Consider the following 17,673-nt stretch of genomic DNA (forward strand, 5'->3'; position numbering starts at 1 on the left):
CTTGCAGCGCAAAATAACCACAACAAAACTCGGAGAAGTAATGAAGTTAAGTAAAGTGCTGCTAGGTTCAGTTTTGGTATTGGCCTCTTTTTCAGGATTGGCAAGCGAAGAAACCAAAGTCGATTTGAAAGCCAACATGAAAGAGATGAAGCTGGAGTTTCGTCAAGCAGCAGAAGCGCAGGATATTGAGTCAATGCAAGCGGCGGTTAAGCAGCTGATCACTTTGGTGGAAAACTCAAAAACCGGTGAATACGCACCAGAAAAAAATGACTTGTACCAAGAAGGCTTCAACAAGCTGACCATTGCGCTGGACAAAGTCAACGGTGAGCTGGCTCAGGGAAATCTTGAGGCCGCCAAGCAAGCACTGGTTGAAGTGGATGAGCTGCGTAAAGAGTACCACGAGAAGAAGAAAACCAGCATCTGGGGTAAGTTGTTTAGCTAACCTCCACTCTTGAATGTCCTGATTAACCCGAAAGAGCTCATAACGGATGAGCTCTTTTTTGTGGGACTCAGAAAAGGGTTCACCTTTTGCAGCAGACAATCTCGTTTTTGGCCTCTATTTGTTGTGATAAACGAATCACTTATTCACCTCCATTTTGCAAGTATTGACGCTTTGCTATAACATTTCGAGCAAATTGTTAAACAACGGTTATGATGCGTTTCTCTTCTTTCCATCGTTCAATGCTCGTGGCGACCGCGTTAAGCTGGGTACTAGTCACGCTAATGCCTGTTATCAATGCTCATGGTAGCAGCGCAGGCGTATGGGCGACGCTGTGTACCGTTAATGGCTTTGAACTGGTTCAAATAGAAGAAGGCGAAGAGGTGCCTACCCACAGTGGTAAGCCTTGTCCATTTAGCCATTTTTCTACCTTCCACCAAGATTCGCTTCCAACTGCACTTGTTCTTACACGACAGAGCTTGGTTATTTCAGACAGCTACACTTTTTTGGCTCTAAGTGTACGATTTGAAAGACAAGTTCCGCGCGCGCCTCCTTTCATGACGCTGACTTAATACAAAACCTAAAACAACACTCATTTAAGTAAAGTCAACACGCTCAAAGCGCACTGTTTCCTTTTCGGTCACGGTGTTTTTTAGCGTTCGCAAAAGGAATTTATAAAATGTTGAGCGATCACTCTAAGACCGCCAAACCCAGCTCGCGTGCAAAATCTCGCTACTTTCTCACCTGGCGTTGGCATTTTTATGCCGGGCTGTTTGTTATCCCCTTTATGCTGATGCTCAGTGTCACCGGGCTTGTGATGCTGTTTGATGATGAAATCGAATTTGCTCGCTATCAATCCATTCTTCAAGTCACGCCTCAACATCATGAGGTATTGCCATCTGTTCAGCTGGCCAACTTGCAAGCGCGTTATCCAGAGGGTACCGTTACCCAATTTGTGCCTGCGAAACAGGTCGATTTGGCCAACCGTTTTAACGTCAAGTTTGCCGACGGCACCTCCCGCTTTGTTACGGTGGATCCCTACACTGGTGCGGTACTTGGCACGATTGATCGCAGTGACAGTTGGTACCAATTGGCGAATGATATCCACGGAGAGCTGCTGATGGGGGAGTATGGCGATTACCTCATCGAAGTGGCAGCCAGTTTGTCTATTTTGTTACTGGTGACGGGGATTTACTTGTGGTGGCCACGAGATAATGCCAGCCGTGCGGGCTTTTTGCGCCTGCGTTTGAACTCAGGCAAGCGCGTGATGATGCGAGATCTGCACGCCAATCTCGGTGGGCTAACCAGCATTGTTCTGCTCTTTTTCTTGCTTTCCGGCTTGGCGTGGGCAGGCATTTGGGGAGGCAAGTTTGTGCAACCTTGGAGTAGCTTTCCTGCGCAGAAATGGGACGATGTGCCGCTTTCTACCCTCACACACCAAGATCTGAACCACGGCAGCGAAGAAGAAATGCCGTGGAATCTGGAACAAACGCCACTGCCAGCCTCTCACGATCACAGCAAAATGATGGATTCAGAGCATCACACCATGATGGAAAACATTGGCATTGATGCCATGGTGAGCAAGGCGCGTGAGTTAGGATTTACCCACTACAAACTCAATTTTCCTCGCTCAGAGACAGGCGTCTTTACCCTTTCTGCCAACACCATGAGCGGCGACATTATCGACCCAACGCAGGATCGCACCAGCCATTTTGATCAATACAGTGGCGCGTTATTGGCCGATGTAACATGGGAAGATTACAACCTCATCGCCAAGGCCATGGCGGCAGGGATTGCGCTGCACCAAGGAGACATCAGTGTGTTCAATAAAGTGGCCAACGCGCTATTGTGTTTGGGCTTTGTGGTGATTGCCGTGACAGGGGGAATCATGTGGTGGCTTCGTCGCCCTGTTGGTCAGGGTAAGCTGGGCGTGCCCGCAAAATTTGCCAGCGATGGCGTGTGGAAAACGGCGTTGGTGACGCTCGTGGTGATCGGCGTGCTCTTCCCGCTGGCGGGCGCAAGCATTGCGGTGGCACTGCTGCTTGATTGGCTGCTGTTTAATCGTGTTGAACGTCTGAAAACGGTGTTTAGCTAGCCGTTAAGCTCAGTGATTTGAATCGAGCGATTTGAATCGATCTATTTGAAATAGAGAGGTTTGAATAGCGCGTTTTAAATAGATCGCAGAACGCGTTCTTAGGTGATTTGGGTACTCGCGCCCAAATCACCTTGGTTAGCGTGATAACGCTATCGTTGGTAAAGCTACTGTTGGTACAACTCCAACGGCAGGCCATCAGGGTCGGCGAAAAAGGTGTACTGCTTACCGGTAAATTCATCGATTCGGATAGGCTCGACGAACACATTGTGGCTTTCTAAATAGTCTTTCATTTGCACAATGTCATCCACCACAAACGCCAAATGCCTTAACCCTTGCGCTTCGGGGAAACTGGGCCGCTCTGGCGCATTAGGAAAACTAAACAGTTCGATCTGCGTACCACAAGGCAGCGCCAGATCAAGCTTATAAGAGTCTCGTGCTTCGCGGTAATTTTCTGCAATGATCGTCAGCCCCAACAGTTCACTGTAGAACTGCTTTGAGCGAGGGTAGTCGGAACAAATAATCGCGACATGATGAACGGTTTTCAGCATCACAACACCAATTTCTGGTTAATAAAATCGATAAACACGCGCAAACGAGCGGGCATGTATTTGGTTTGCGGATATTGCATGGCAATCGCGCCGTGATAATTACTTTTGATCATCCAATCGTCCAACACCTTAACCACTTCACCGCGTTCAAGCGCATCGCGAATCACAAAATCATGGAAGATGCCGATGCCGAGTCCTTGTTTGACGCCGTTGAGGCGCATTTGCGAATGGTTAACGGCATAGCGACCAGAAACGGCCACCGAATAAAACGCTTCATCTTTAAAGAATGACCACAGGTTGTCTTTGTCGTTTTCCGCCAAATACAAGCAGTCATGCTCAGTGAGTTCGGTCGGGTGGGTGGGCATGCCGCGCTGCGCTAGGTAATCCGGAGAGGCGCACAAAACCAGATGGGTTTTACTGAGCTCTTTGAGCACCAAATTTTCATCCGGTTTGTCGGTCAGTTTAAACGCCACGTCAATATTGTCGCGAAACAGATCAATCTCGCCGTCTGCGGCGCGCAGTTTGAGTTGGATATTCGGGTACTGCTGCAAAAAGGGCACCACAAAGGGTTGCAACACGGAATTCAAAAACGCTTCTGGTGCCGCCACGGTTAAGGCGCCAGCCGGCTCACTGTGGTCAGAGGCTGAAATCTCAATCGCTTGCTGAGCGGCATTCACCATCGCAATGCTTTGGTCATACACCTTTTGTCCCGCCTGAGTGATGAGCAATTTGCGCGTGGTGCGTTCAAACAATTTCACCTGCAATGCCTGTTCTAAGCGGGTGATCAACTTGCTTAACGCGGAAGGGGTCACATCGAGCTTTTTTGCTGCGGCGGTAAAACTGCCCTCATTCACCACCAAGATAAAACTGGCAAGATCGGGCAGGAGGGCGATGAGTTTCGGGTTAACCATGAGAATGCGCTTCTTTTACAACACCATTTAGCTTGGCAGTGTAACAGAAATCCGCCTGTTTTCGCGCACTACAGTTCACGTTTGCTTTGGTAAAAACCCATTTCGGGCAGTGCGTTAGCTTGCGATATAAGAGGGAAAAATAATTTTAACAATGGGGTTACATATTGTGACTTAGCTCTCTATACTGGCCAAATTGTGATCAGCAACCGATTGCGAAAGGGTGCGCTTTCAACGCTTGCGGTGGGTACTGTGACGGGCAGGTTGGCACAAACTTAAAAAAGAAAAAAACAGAAAACGGACGAGAGAGGCTAGGCGTATGGAGAGAGAAAGTTTATTTCAAAGAGAGAGAATAAGGCGTTTTAATTTTTCCATCTGGACGGTGCTCAGTGGGACTTTGTTGGCGCGCACCAGTTACTTTATGGCGTGGCCATTTTTAATTGTTTTCCTATACCAAGATTACAACGCCAGTGCGGCGCAAATCGGCGGCATGCTGGCTGGCTCGGCGATTGTTGGTGCGGTGACAGGGCTCTATTCGGGCTATTTGTCCGATAAGTTTGGCCGCAAGTGGGTAATGGTGATCGGCAGTTTGGTGGCGTCTGCGGCGTACACTGGCATTGCCTTAGCGGATCAATTGTGGCACTTCTACTTTCTGATGCTGGTGACGGGCCTAATGCGGCCGATGATCGAAGCACCCGCCAAAGCGGTGATTGGCGATAATCTTGCCAACGTGAAAGACCGCGAACTGGCGCTGAACATTCGTTACTTTTTACTCAACCTAGGTGGTGCGATTGGCCCGCTGTTGGGGGTGACGATTGGTTTGAGCTCACCACAACATCTTTTCTACATCACAGGTGTGACGTATTTGGTTTACACCGTGTGGCTGTTTTTTGGCATTGAACGCAAACAGACCTTTACCAAGCCCGATCCCTCTTTGTTGCCTAACTTCCGTGCCACGATGAAGGTCATCAGCCGCGATGCTATCTTTGTGAAGTTGATGATTGCCAACTTCTTGATGATGTTTGTCTATGCCCAGTTGGAATCGTCTATCCCGCAGGTCATCGTGCGTTCGGACATTACCGATGCGGCAACGCTGGTGGCCGGATTGGTGCTGGTGAACACCTTGACCATCATCATTTTCCAGTTCCCGATGTTGAAATGGCTAGAGCACGTGCCGCTCTTTTTGCGTACGCGTATTGGCATGATGTTGATGGCGCTGGCACAAATCGGATTTATGCTCACACCCGCGGATTTACCTTGGGGCTGGGCTCTGGCTTGTTTTGTGATGAGCTTAGGCGAAGTGATTGCCTTCCCAACCTTGAATGTGCAGATTGACCGCTTGGCACCGGCGCATTTGCGCGGCTCCTATTTTGGCGCATCAGCGCTTTATTCGTTGGGCTTTGCGGTGTCCCCATTGGTTGGCGGTATGGTGATCGATTCGCTGAACTCAAACTGGTTATTTGGGCTTTGTTTCGCTCTATGCCTCATGATGATTTGGCTCTACTGGCTTGCCGAAAACAGCCAAGATAATGTGGAAAGAGAACAAGCCATCGCGCAGTGACCCTCCATGGTGGGCACAAATATGACAGGCGCAATAAATGGCCGCGAACTATAAGCAGCGGCCAAGAACCGTAAACAGTGGCCAACAATAGACGAAACGCCCCAACATGCTGGGGCGTTTTTGTTCCCTCTCTTGTCTTGATTGCATTTCTATTCATTTTTCCATTATTTAATTCACTTTTTATTTCTGTAATACCGTCGCTGAATTAGAGGGGGCACAAGTAAAAAGCACTCATTTTTCGTTGTGTCGAACCGGTACGAGTAGGACTCTGCCGAACCAAGATAATTGGAGAAATGCATGGAGTTGAATTTAAAAATACTTATAAAGCATGTGCTTAATTAGATTTTGTTCATGATAAATGATGGTGAGGATGGGTTGTTTTGAGTCAAATAGTATGAAGAACAAATAAATCTTATGAATGTTATTTGATGTTGCTGCCATTTTCTGAATGTGAATATTTAGTTGTTTGACACGGTAGAGTAATTGCTCAAAACTCAATTGCACTCTTACGAGGCAACGTCTAACAAATCATTGTAATGAAATAATAAGAAGATAGTTCTATGAAGAAGATAACTATTCTGTTGGGTGCTCTGTTGCCCTTCACATCTGCAGTGGCGGATGAGCCAGCTCTCTCTCCTGAAGCGATCACTTCAGCACAGGTGTTCAGTACGCAAAGTAAAGAAACGTATACTTATGTACGTTGTTGGTATCGAACGGGCAACTCTCATGACGAATCGGCGACCGATTGGGAATGGGCGGAAAATCCGGACGGCAGCTACTTTACCATCGACGGTTACTGGTGGAGCTCGGTTCGCCTGAAAAACATGTTCTACACCAACACATCACAAAACGTGATTAAGCAACGTTGTGAAGAGACGCTAGGCGTCACGCACGACGCCGCAGACATTACTTATTTTGCTGCGGACAACCGTTGGTCATACAACCACACCATTTGGACCAATGATCCGGTGATGCAAGCCGATCAAATCAACAAGATTGTCGCATTCGGTGACAGCCTCTCTGATACCGGCAACATCTTCAACGCGGCGCAGTGGCGTTTCCCGAACCCGGATACCTGGTTCCTTGGCCATTTCTCTAACGGTTTTGTTTGGACGGAATACATCGCGCAGGCGAAGAAACTGCCTCTTTATAACTGGGCAGTGGGTGGCGCGGCCGGTTCCAACCAATACGTGGCGCTAACTGGCGTGAAAGATCAGGTACTTTCTTACCTCACGTACGCCAAAATGGCGAAAAACTACAAGCCAGAAAACACCTTGTTCACACTGGAGTTTGGCTTGAACGACTTCATGAACTACAACCGCGAAGTGGTGGATGTGAAAACCGATTTCAGCACCGCGCTGATCAAACTCACTGACGCAGGGGCGAAGAACATCATGCTGATGACCTTGCCTGATGCAACCAAAGCGCCACAGTTCAAATACTCCACTCAAGCGGAAATAGAGAAAGTGCGCGCGAAGATCGTCGAGTTCAACGAGTTCATCAAAGCACAAGCGGCCTTCTACATCATTCAGGGTTACAACATTACCCTCTACGATACACATGGCCTGTTTGAACAACTGACGCAAAACCCACAGCAACATGGTTTTGTTAACGCCAGCGACGCCTGTTTGAACATCAATCGTGCCTCTTCTGCGGACTACCTATACAGCCACAGCTTGACCAACGATTGTGCCACTCACAGCTCAGACAAATACGTATTCTGGGGCGTGACGCATCCCACCACGGCAGTGCACAAATACATCGCCGAGAAAATGCTCGCACCAGGGGCAGGCATGCAACGCTTTAATTTTTAGGTCAACAGAACCTAATACCTCTTAGCGTTAACAATGAAAACGGAAGCCAAGTGCTTCCGTTTTCTTTTTCGGTAGGGAAGGGGGGGAGGGGAATAAATTTCATTTGTGCCTGAAATTCACTAATGCTTTTCCAAATACTGGGATAATCGTTTTCTCTGCCATGGATTACACTTGAAAGTAATAACGCGCATTCGCCTGTGACCCTTGTCACATAAAGGCTGCCCTACAATCAGCCGACCTCAAGGTTGGCCAATCAAACTGGAAGGAAATTCTCCATGTCGTCTGCATTTTACCAGCAAATTCGCGATCAACTTGAAGATGTGAAAGCGGAAGGTCTCTACAAATCTGAACGTATTATTACTTCTCACCAGCAAGCAGCCGTTAAGATTGCCAGTGGCGAAGAAGTGTTGAACTTCTGTGCCAACAACTACCTAGGTTTGGCGAACCACCCTGCGCTGATTGAAGCGGCAAAAGAGGGCATGGACGGCCACGGTTTTGGTATGGCGTCTGTGCGCTTTATCTGTGGTACACAAGACATCCACAAAGAGCTAGAGCAAAAGCTTTCTCAATTCCTAGGTAAAGAAGACACCATCCTTTACACCTCTTGTTTCGATGCCAACGCGGGCCTATTTGAAACCTTGCTGGATAAAGAAGACGCAATCATCTCTGACGCACTGAACCACGCTTCTATCATTGACGGTGTGCGCCTATGTAAAGCAATGCGTTTCCGCTATTCAAACAACAACATGGCTGAGCTAGAAGAGCAATTGATTGCAGCGGATGCCGCTGGCGCTCGCCACAAATTGATCGTTACCGACGGCGTGTTCTCAATGGATGGCGTGGTTGCGAACCTACCAGCAATTTGTGACCTTGCGGACAAATACAACGCGCTTGTGATGGTGGATGACTCTCACGCCGTCGGCTTTATGGGCAAAAACGGCGCAGGCACGCACGAGTACCACAACGTGATGGATCGCATCGACATCATCACTGGTACGCTTGGCAAAGCGATGGGTGGCGCATCAGGCGGTTACACATCCGCAAAAGCAGAAGTGATCGACTGGCTACGTCAGCGTTCTCGTCCATACCTATTCTCAAACTCAGTGGCACCAGCCATTGTTGCCGCCTCTATTCGCGTATTGGATTTGCTACAAGAAAGCGGCGATCTACGTGAGCGCCTATGGGAAAACGCAGCGCACTTCCGCATGCGTATGGAAGCGGCTGGCTTCACCATGGGTGGTGCCGATCACGCCATCATTCCAATCATGCTAGGCGATGCCAAAGTGGCCGCAGAGTTTGCTGAGCGTGCCCTTGCAAAAGGCATCTACGTTATTGGTTTCTCTTTCCCTGTGGTACCAAAAGGCCAAGCACGTATTCGTACGCAAATGTCTGCGGCGCACTCACGCGAGCAACTAGACCGCGCGATCGATGCCTTCATCGAAGTGGGCAAAGACATGGGTATCATCTAGGATTCTAGTACCTAGTACCTAGTACCTAGTACCTAGTACCTAGTACCTAGTACCTAGTACCTAGTACCTAGTACCTAGTACCTAGTACCTAGTACCTTTATTTAAGGCTAAATTATGAAAATCAAAGCACTATCAAAGCTAAAGCCAGAAGAAGGCATTTGGATGACCGAAGTGGACAAGCCTGTTCTTGGCCACAACGATCTGCTGATCAAAATTAAGAAAACCGCGATTTGTGGTACCGACGTACACATCTACAACTGGGACGAATGGTCACAAAAAACCATCCCAGTACCTATGGTGGTTGGTCATGAATACGTGGGTGAAGTGGTTGGCATTGGCCAAGAAGTCCGTGGTTTTGAAATCGGCGACCGCGTCTCTGGCGAAGGTCACATCACTTGTGGCCACTGTCGTAACTGCCGTGGTGGCCGCACGCACTTGTGCCGCAACACCATTGGTGTGGGCGTAAACCGCACAGGTTGTTTCTCTGAATACCTTGTGATCCCAGCGTTCAACGCCTTTAAAATCCCTGCAAACATCTCTGATGATCTTGCGTCTATCTTCGACCCGTTTGGCAACGCAGTACACACAGCACTGTCGTTCGATCTGGTTGGTGAAGACGTACTGATCACCGGCGCTGGCCCAATCGGCATCATGGCGGCTGCGGTAGCGAAGCACGTTGGTGCGCGCCACGTCGTGATCACCGATGTGAACGAATACCGTCTAGACCTCGCACGCAAAATGGGTGTGACTCGCGCGGTGAACGTTGCCGAGCAGAAGCTTGACGATGTGATGGCAGAGCTAGGCATGACAGAAGGCTTCGACGTGGGCCTGGAAATGTCGGGCAACCCATCAGCATTCAACTCAATGCTGAAAACCATGAACCACGGTGGCCGCATTGCACTGCTTGGCATTCCACCATCAGACATGGGTATCGATTGGAACCAAGTGATCTTCAAAGGCTTGGTGATCAAAGGCATCTATGGCCGTGAAATGTTTGAAACTTGGTATAAGATGGCAAGCTTGATTCAATCTGGCCTTGATCTAACACCAATCATCACTCACCACTTCAAAGTGGATGATTTCCAGCAAGGCTTCGACATCATGCGCAGCGGCATGTCAGGCAAAGTGATCCTTGATTGGGAATAATCGGCCCTAGCCAAAAATAACGAAAGCGCTCCGAAAGGGGCGCTTTTTCGTTGTCATCCATCGGTATGCTTCGCCTTTCTCACTCTTCTAGAGCATGGCACCAATACTGCTGCGTTTTCTCTGAGACACTGCCCACTTGCTTGGCGGCAGAGAGGAGGAAATCACACAGGTTGCGTGCAATGCGCTCATTACCCAATAGATACAAGCTGCGAATTACCCGCGTTAATCGCAGTTGGTTGTGGTCGTGGTGTTTAAGCCAAACATGATTAGTAGGGCTGAGCGGCAGTAACGATGAGATTTCATCGCCATTTCTCACCATGCCCCAAAATTCGAGCATAAGGTCGAGAGCTTTCAAATGCGCGGTGCGAAGGGCTAAAGAGTTGGCAAATTGCTCTCTGTCTTGCACTGTTACAAGAGGAGCGTGTTGATTGAACTTGGTTCCCTCGTCAATCGGAAACAGCACTTGTATGTATTTGTGGTCGTGCTCCAACCAAAAGTGATTGTAAGCCAGCAACTGTTCTATGTTGCGACCAAACTTGTCTGGCGCTTCGCCAGAGATGAAACGAGCAATCTCACTCATAGAAAATCCTGTAAAAACTCTGTAGTGGGGAATGTGTTTTGAGTGAAGCCTTCACAACGCCACAGTGAAGCGGTGGTTAACGTTTTTCACACTCTTTTTTATCTTTGAATAAGTTTGTAAGTGCCGTTGCTTCTGTCCGTTCAAGATCTTGGTATGCGTCAAAAGCATCGCCATTTTTGTAGCCCAATAAGCATAAACCGCCTTGAATGATCAGGGTAAAAAGCGACACAACGAGCACCAAAAACGGGATCACACCAAACATATCAATCGAAATCAAAATGGAAGACAAGACGATAGCAATGGCAGAAATCACGACTTTAACTTTGCTAGTAAAAACCATAACGCACTCTATTATTTGGAATTTTAGCCATTTTATAAGTTCTCAGTTGCGCATAGTGATTGCTGTTTCAAAGGAATGACAAATGATGCTGAAGCATGCCCTCAGAATCTAATCCCCTGCTAAGGGGGGGAGCAACGTCTAGCAAAAATGCCACGCGTCGCGAATTATTCTTAAACAGTTTGTTATGCCTATTGGTAAAATTGTGCTTTTACACCGTCGATAAGATCATCAAAGGTAATTATTTCTAGGTCCCTAAAGTCTGATTGAATCTCACGCCACACATCCGATTTGAAATCATGACGACGACCGACTACTAGATAACGCTTTGGCTTATGAACCTTGAAACCATACTTGTTTTCAAACCACCTGCGATTATTAGGGTCGTCAAAAAATGAGACATAAGCCCTAGTTTGAGATATGTACGAGTTAAGCCATGCGGAAAATGTTTCTCGATTTTCTGAACCGACCACAAATGATTTAGGTATATGAGGTAACTTGAACTCGACAATATCCGCATACCCATTAGGTTGAACCACGAAAAAGTCAGGTCTGATCGATTTACGATCTTCACTTTGCCAATCACATGTCAATTCAGAATGAATTGCTGTAGCGCCAAATTTCATAGATAGAATAAACTGATTTTCTTCTTCACTGATAAAGTTTGTTATATCTACTTCACTTGAATCCTTGTTACCCCAAAGTTCAATAAATCTATTGATCTTAGGCAGTTGTATATACTTAAATTCATCTGGAGCAGGATAGACATAATGAGCGTCAGGCTTCACTAGATCCTTATAGATACTTAGATTAAAGCCAAAACGATCCACTTCAGGATCGCTACTGTCAAACTCGATAGGGATTAAGTCTAGCCACTTAATTTGCCTAGTTATCAAACCAGATTCATCAGCATCAAAAAAGAACGCATTTATTACTCGAGTGAAGCGATCGTTCATTACCGACGGGGTCGGTACATTTAGCCCCATGATTGAGTTTTGCGCTGAAAAGTTCCATTTCAACTCTCTCAACTTATCAAAACCACGATTTGTCGGGAATATAATATCTTCAGAGTAAGGAGGTAACGGTAGTGAAATTGGTCTTGTCGAATCAAACTCAAAGCCAATGATTTTCTCTACTAAATTACATTCGTCTACAGAGTAATCGAAGTATTTAACCTCAATGTTCGAACCTGACTCTAATTTCGTAATAAACTCTGGACCATCAAACTCAACACCTATATGAGTGCGCCCAAGATATACGGATATCGATCTTGGATTAATAAGGAACCCAGGTACCGTCTTAATTAATTCTGGATTTTCTTTTACATAATGATACATAGGACTAATGTACACTTTCATATGCATCTCTAAAAATGTCATTACTAACTGCTTTATATCTACGCAGTCTTTTGATGTCATTATTCTTTTCCTCTTATAGGCTTAACCACTGCTAGTAATCACTGTGCTTATCTAACCTTTGTAATTGTGATTTAGGTGTCGCACCGAATGCTAACGTAATGCGCAAATGCTAGCATATTTATCAATAAAGTCATTGCTCTTTAAGTGGTTACATTCACACTTTGGCTACTAACTAATGATCTGATATATATAGGAAAAGTTTATAAAATGGCGTGTGTTTGGAGCATCTTGTAATGAGCGCTGAAACTATGGTTTCCTAACCGAACTTCCAGCACACTTTGCGCAATGGATTCTGCATCACGCTCGTACCTCGCTGTCCAGAATGACGAGCGCAGAGAGCGGTGTTTGGGAAAGGGCTTTAAGCGGCAAGTTGTCTGTGAAGAGAGCTAAAAACGACAGAAAACAGGCCGCAGGGCGGGGACGTAGTGATGTGATGACTGAGCAACTTGCGCTCTAAGCCCAACCCATAGGGCTGCTTTAAAAAGTTTGTTCTGTTATTAGTCAACCAACTCAATACCTAAGCTCTCGAGCAGGCTTAATGCTTCATAGCGTGAGAACTTTGCCTTTTTAACGTTGTTTCCTAACACATCAATCGAGTAGGCTGTGGATTCGCTGAAATCGACACCTTGCAAATTTGTCCGCATGAACAAACTATGATGAAAATCGCTATAAGTCATGGTTGAATCTGCAAAGTTACCGTCGCGAAAGTCGACATCATGCAACTTACATTCATCTAAAACCAATTCATTAAGGGTAAGACCAAAGAAAGACGAGTCATTTAAAATGCAACGTTTAAAACTGAGCTCAAAGTCTGAGTGATAAACTGGCCATGTCGCTTTAGTCCAATCCACGCCAACTAACTTGCAATCGTTGAACTCGAGCTCAAAGAGCTTAGAACCAGAAAAATCGACCAAGCTTAAGTTACAACGCTCAAATGTGCAGTTTGTGAACTTACATTTTTGAAACCGGACTGCTGAAAAATCGCAATCGGAAAATTGGCACTCTTCAAACTCGATCTCACGGTAATGCTCATCCGGTACGGAAAGCTTCTCAAAAGAAACATCGAAATACTGCTCATTGTTTATTAAATCTTTCATCGCGTCCTCTGAATAGCTTAACTACTACGAGTAATCGCTGTGCCTATTTAACCCTATGGGTCGTGTTTTTAGATGTCACAACGAACGTTAAATCAATGCGCAAATACTAGCATACTCATCAATAAAGTCATTACTATAAAAGGGATATGCCACTCTTTGGTTTTCATCTAATTAGTTGATATGAATGGAAAGTTGATCAAAAGTGGAAGGTTTTGAGAGCCTTGTAATGCGCGTTGATACTGTGGCTTTCTCACCGAGCTTCAAGCACATTTTGTGGAATGGATGTTAAGTCTCGCTCGTTTCTTGCTGCCCCGAATGAGGAGCTTAAAGAGCGCCTCCTAGAGGAAGCGCTTGCGTTAAGCGTTCTTATGTCCGGCGTTATTTTTGCTCAACAAAAATAAGGCGATCTGTATCAAATCCACGCTCTTTGGCCATGGATACGAAAGTATCGATGAGCGATTGGTCGACGGTCGGGGTGCGTGCTAAAAGCCATAAATAGTCGGTATTAGGACCAGAGACAAAGGCGTATTGGTAGTCGGTTTTGTCGAGCGCAAACACCACGTAAGATCCGTAAAACGGGCCAAAGAACGAGACTTTCAAGTAACCTTCAGAGTCGCCATTGACGAAGTAGGCTTTTCCTTCGGCTTCTTTCCATTGGTTTTCATCGGCCAAAAAGCCTTTGTTGAGTACCGCGACACCGCCATCGTCTTTTAAGGTGTATTCGGCGGTAACTTGAGTTAATCCTTCTTCAAAAGAGTGGTCGAGGCGCGCAATTTCGTACCATTTCCCCAAGTAATTTTGTAGGTTGAACTCGTCAACGGGTTTGACGGTTTCTGGCATACCAAGGCAGCCACTCAGTGTGATGGAAAGTGCCAATAGTAGAATTTTTCTCACAATTCGCTCCTGAAAAATGAGTTTCACATAGCTTCCAAGTCTAAGCGTTTGAACTAAAAAACAGAAGCGCTCGTTTATCGAGTGCTTTGCTTATTCCCTAGAGGGGGAGTTTTGTGGGAATTCGAGTTATTAAAACTTATACGCCCCGCCTAAACTGATTTGCCAAGCAAGGTCGTTTTGAATCAGCGAGCTATTTGAATCGTGGTGTTCAAACGCCACTTTGGCAATGGCTAGCCACTGCTCGGTGACGTCGTAGAGTGAAATCAAACCTGCCTTGTAAACCCAAGTCTCATCAGCATCAAATTGCGCTAAACCGGAAGCGGCAGATTCTTGCGCTGAGACGTTGTAAAGATGCTGAGAAAGTTTTTTGGAACGGTAATCCACTTCAACATAAGGGGAGAGCACCCACTGATCAAACGGGGTATCAAAAGCGCGACCAAGATGAAGTTGAATCTCATAACCGTCGTGAACATTGGTGACATCTTTAAGGTAGGTGAGGCGTGCACCAACTGTTCCCACGGTGATACCAAGATCGGCATTACCATCGCGGTTTTTGATGCCGCGGGGGATGTCATCGAAATCGTCCGACACTTCAGCAAAACGTAAGTTGCCCGACAAACCCAACCAAGGGGTGAGTGAATAATTGGCTAAGCTGCCATCAATAAAGCCGTATTTTCCGTTGTAAAACAAAGAGGGCTCAATGCCAGCTTTGGCTCCATCCGTTGAAAATGCCGATTCGCCGTAGGTGACACCCGCGCCAACAAACGCGTAATCTTGGTATTGCTCTTGTGCCAACACAGGAGCAGACAGTACCAGCAGGGGAATGTACATACGCATGCCGCGCATAAGATTTTTCATCGCTAACTTCCTTTTTCTTTTCGTTTTATAAAAGAACGGCTAAGTGGCGGTTTTCTTACATCAGCGGGGAAACTCCGTATTTAACCACGCGTTAAAAAGATTGAATCACAGTGTGGATTGGCATCGTTGCTGGCGCATTTTTCGATGGTTCCACAGTTGTTGCAGCATGCCTCTACAGGAGAGTAATGTTAGTGGGTGCTCTATTTTGCAAAATATCATTTTCCATTTTTGAAAAACAGACCGAAAGAAAACAGAGAAATGTTTTTAAAACAGTATGTTATGCTAAGTTTAGTTTAAATTAGAGTTGGCTAATTTAGTGGTGTGTTATGGAAGTGTCAGAGCAGAAAATAATTTATGACGTGGCAATAACAGAATTTTCCTACAAGCAATTAAGCTGTGTGTCTTACAAAACAGACAAGGAGTGTTGTTGATAAAAAGAGAAAGTAAACATGACAGTAGAAAAAGTATTGATTATCGACTCACAACCCCTTTACGCAAGAGCGCTCTCCTCATTGGTCAAAGAGGTGATTAATCCCCTTGAAGTGACCATTACGACAAACACTAAGCAGATCCTCGACGGCGTGCGCGAGGAAAATGTCGAACTGATCATCATGGACGTTTTAATTGAAGGCCGAGATGGCATCAGTTTAGCGAAGTCAATTTTTGCCAACGGTTATGTTGGAAAACTGCTTTTTGTCTCTTCCAATGATTATGACAGCCTGTCCAACGTAGCGTATACCATCGGCGCACATGGGTATTTGACCAAGTACGCGAGTCAATCAACACTTAGCAATGCCATTGTTAATGTGTTGAAAGGGTATACGATGTTTAAAGGGCAGCCTGCCCAGTCTGACCAACAAGCGTTGTCTGAGCGAGAGGTCACGGTGCTGAGTTACCTAATGCAAGGCTACAGTAATCAGAAGATCTCCGAGCTTTTGATGCTGAGCAACAAAACCATCAGCACCTACAAAGCTCGAATTTTGAAGAAGTACAACGCGAAGTCGATTGTCGAAATTGCGGAAGTCCATCGCTCCTAAGTTCTGGTTTAGAGGTTTGCGAATTGCCAATCCCCATTTGTGCAGATAGCCCATGCTATGCAAGGTCGAAATGCAATGGGGATGGTGAAGCAAACCACTATCGGCGGCTCTCCTTGGCTTTATAGAGCGCTTCATCCGCTTGCATCATCATTTCTTGCAACGTTTCGCCTTGTGCTCGCGTGGCAACCCCTGCGCTTACTGCAATCGTAAGATCTTTATAAGGTAGAGTGCTGTTTTTTAAATGCTGCTTGAGCTTTCCAACCAGTTCACTGGCTTTCCTGTGATCACAATCTGGCAATATTGCCAAAAATTCATCTCCTCCGGTTCGAATGAGGAAATCACCACGGCGAAATGTGGCCTTCATGGATTTGCCGACTTGGCAAATCACTTCATCACCGACGTGATGGCCAAAGGTGTCGTTGATGTTTTTAAAACCGTCGCCATCAATGGCGATCACCGTGTATTGAGAATCTTCCAGCGTGTCTTTAAACAGAGTGTCATTGAAGACCTTTCGATTGTGCAGCCCGGTGAGTTCGTCTTTGATCACCTCGGAAGAAACTTCTTCTAACTGCTGTTTTCTGGTTTTGGATTGATCGTACAGACTCAAGTAGACAAAAAACAACAGCAGAAAAACGAAAAACAGATACGAATAATCCATCACCAGTTTTGAAAGAGGGTAGGAAAATAAGAAAATGGTTTTGTTATCCGCAATGTAGGTTTTAGTGTAGGCAAACTTAGCCAAAGGATAGCCATTGTAGGTTAACAGCGTGGTTTTAAACCCTTGGTTGTAGATGGTTTCGACACTTCTCCCGTTCAGATCATAGAAGATACTAAAGACATATTCGCCGACAATTTCATCTTCTTCTTCGCTTGAATAGACAGGGCTAGCGACAGAAATTAAGTTTTCTCCTAGATCGCTGTCGTGGTAGATGGTAGACACCACCGCGCGATCCAACAGTTGATCTGGCCATGCGTACTGAGTACAGACAAATTGTGTTTTACACCAGTTTTCGCTGAACTTGCGCGCATCGACTTTGAAGCCGTTGACTTTGCGATCAAGCAGGTATTTCTTACCGGAATAAGAGCGGTAATAAAAAATGGAATTTTGATAACTAAATAAACTCAAAAAGTAGTTTCTTGTTTCATGCATGGTTTTATAGGCAACCGACTCATAATAATCCAACTCTGAACTGTCAATGGCGTAAATATACTCTTCAAACGAACGTTGAGTGGATTGAATGATGTTCTTTCTATCCTTTTTCTCAGAGGTATCGATGTTAGATTGGGTTAATAAGCCCATGGTTACCACGTAGTTTTTAATACTTTCTAAGCGGTCTGCGTGCCTATCAAATCGCTCCACTTCAATGGAAACGGCATAGATAGCCAGTGCAATTAAACACGATAAAAAAGAAAGTGTGGCAAACAAAAAGGCCAGGCTTAAACTTTTTTTCATTTTCTTTCTCAGCTGAAGG

Annotated in this window: 17 protein-coding genes; 8 read left to right on the top strand and 9 right to left on the bottom strand. The window is 46.0% G+C overall.

Going from position 1 to position 17,673, the window contains the following annotated elements:
• Positions 1 to 40 precede the first annotated feature (40 nt).
• The 3 genes from FC652_RS06055 to FC652_RS06065 all read left to right on the top strand — a co-directional run bounded on the left by FC652_RS06055 (position 41) and on the right by FC652_RS06065 (position 2,534).
• Positions 41 to 442 carry a cytochrome b562 gene (locus tag FC652_RS06055; protein ID WP_176297895.1) on the top strand — a complete coding sequence of 134 codons (402 nt, stop codon included), beginning with the start codon at positions 41 to 43 and terminating at the stop codon, positions 440 to 442.
• 212 nt (positions 443 to 654) lie between these two features.
• Complete coding sequence (locus FC652_RS06060; RefSeq protein ID WP_176297925.1) at positions 655 to 1,011, top strand: hypothetical protein; 357 nt, start codon at positions 655 to 657, stop codon at positions 1,009 to 1,011.
• Positions 1,012 to 1,118: 107 nt separating this feature from the next.
• Complete coding sequence (locus FC652_RS06065; RefSeq protein ID WP_176297896.1) at positions 1,119 to 2,534, top strand: PepSY domain-containing protein; 1,416 nt, start codon at positions 1,119 to 1,121, stop codon at positions 2,532 to 2,534.
• 164 nt (positions 2,535 to 2,698) lie between these two features.
• Here the strand turns inward: FC652_RS06065 and FC652_RS06070 are convergent, their stop codons facing one another.
• Both FC652_RS06070 and FC652_RS06075 read right to left on the bottom strand, forming a co-directional pair.
• On the bottom strand, positions 2,699 to 3,082 hold the full coding sequence (locus FC652_RS06070; protein ID WP_130190929.1) for a VOC family protein: 384 nt from the start codon (positions 3,080 to 3,082) through the stop codon (positions 2,699 to 2,701).
• A complete protein-coding gene (locus tag FC652_RS06075) occupies positions 3,082 to 3,993 on the bottom strand; it encodes a LysR family transcriptional regulator (protein WP_011082336.1) in 912 nt (303 codons plus the stop codon). Before FC652_RS06075 ends, FC652_RS06070 begins: the two co-directional genes overlap by 1 nt.
• A 316-nt stretch (positions 3,994 to 4,309) precedes the next feature.
• Here FC652_RS06075 and FC652_RS06080 point away from each other — a divergent pair, with 316 nt between their 5' ends.
• From FC652_RS06080 to tdh, 4 genes are all read left to right on the top strand, one after another.
• Entirely contained in the window at positions 4,310 to 5,551 is a 1,242-nt protein-coding gene (locus tag FC652_RS06080; RefSeq protein ID WP_011082337.1) for an MFS transporter, read from the top strand.
• Positions 5,552 to 6,111: 560 nt separating this feature from the next.
• The gene (locus tag FC652_RS06085; protein ID WP_015727532.1) at positions 6,112 to 7,365 is read left to right on the top strand and encodes an SGNH/GDSL hydrolase family protein; all 1,254 of its coding nucleotides are present in this window, start codon (positions 6,112 to 6,114) and stop codon (positions 7,363 to 7,365) included.
• 275 nt (positions 7,366 to 7,640) lie between these two features.
• Positions 7,641 to 8,834, top strand: a complete 1,194-nt coding sequence (locus FC652_RS06090; protein ID WP_176297897.1) for a glycine C-acetyltransferase — start codon at positions 7,641 to 7,643, stop codon at positions 8,832 to 8,834.
• Positions 8,835 to 8,948: 114 nt separating this feature from the next.
• Positions 8,949 to 9,980, top strand: coding sequence for an L-threonine 3-dehydrogenase (tdh, locus tag FC652_RS06095; RefSeq protein WP_011082342.1), 1,032 nt, complete (start codon positions 8,949 to 8,951; stop codon positions 9,978 to 9,980).
• Between the two features lie 79 nt (positions 9,981 to 10,059).
• Here tdh and FC652_RS06100 read toward each other — a convergent pair whose 3' ends face one another.
• The 6 genes from FC652_RS06100 to FC652_RS06125 form a co-directional block, all read right to left on the bottom strand.
• Entirely contained in the window at positions 10,060 to 10,560 is a 501-nt protein-coding gene (locus FC652_RS06100; RefSeq protein ID WP_038939944.1) for an opioid growth factor receptor-related protein, read from the bottom strand.
• A gap of 76 nt (positions 10,561 to 10,636) precedes the next feature.
• Positions 10,637 to 10,900, bottom strand: coding sequence for a hypothetical protein (locus tag FC652_RS06105; RefSeq protein WP_011082346.1), 264 nt, complete (start codon positions 10,898 to 10,900; stop codon positions 10,637 to 10,639).
• A gap of 188 nt (positions 10,901 to 11,088) precedes the next feature.
• Positions 11,089 to 12,315 carry a Shedu anti-phage system protein SduA domain-containing protein gene (locus FC652_RS06110; protein WP_176297898.1) on the bottom strand — a complete coding sequence of 409 codons (1,227 nt, stop codon included), beginning with the start codon at positions 12,313 to 12,315 and terminating at the stop codon, positions 11,089 to 11,091.
• Positions 12,316 to 12,812: 497 nt separating this feature from the next.
• Positions 12,813 to 13,412 (bottom strand): pentapeptide repeat-containing protein, encoded by a 600-nt coding sequence (locus FC652_RS06115; RefSeq protein ID WP_176297899.1) that lies wholly within the window; start codon positions 13,410 to 13,412, stop codon positions 12,813 to 12,815.
• A gap of 378 nt (positions 13,413 to 13,790) precedes the next feature.
• Positions 13,791 to 14,306 carry a lipocalin family protein gene (locus FC652_RS06120; protein WP_176297900.1) on the bottom strand — a complete coding sequence of 172 codons (516 nt, stop codon included), beginning with the start codon at positions 14,304 to 14,306 and terminating at the stop codon, positions 13,791 to 13,793.
• 129 nt (positions 14,307 to 14,435) lie between these two features.
• Positions 14,436 to 15,164 carry a MipA/OmpV family protein gene (locus tag FC652_RS06125; RefSeq protein WP_176297901.1) on the bottom strand — a complete coding sequence of 243 codons (729 nt, stop codon included), beginning with the start codon at positions 15,162 to 15,164 and terminating at the stop codon, positions 14,436 to 14,438.
• Positions 15,165 to 15,613: 449 nt separating this feature from the next.
• Between FC652_RS06125 and FC652_RS06130 the strand changes: the two genes are divergently transcribed.
• The gene (locus FC652_RS06130; protein ID WP_176297902.1) at positions 15,614 to 16,201 is read left to right on the top strand and encodes a response regulator transcription factor; all 588 of its coding nucleotides are present in this window, start codon (positions 15,614 to 15,616) and stop codon (positions 16,199 to 16,201) included.
• 97 nt (positions 16,202 to 16,298) lie between these two features.
• Here the strand turns inward: FC652_RS06130 and FC652_RS06135 are convergent, their stop codons facing one another.
• Positions 16,299 to 17,654 carry a GGDEF domain-containing protein gene (locus FC652_RS06135; protein WP_176297903.1) on the bottom strand — a complete coding sequence of 452 codons (1,356 nt, stop codon included), beginning with the start codon at positions 17,652 to 17,654 and terminating at the stop codon, positions 16,299 to 16,301.
• Positions 17,655 to 17,673 lie beyond the last annotated feature (19 nt).

Source organism: Vibrio sp. 05-20-BW147, assembly GCF_013369385.1.
In the GTDB taxonomy this organism is placed as follows: domain Bacteria; phylum Pseudomonadota; class Gammaproteobacteria; order Enterobacterales; family Vibrionaceae; genus Vibrio; species Vibrio floridensis.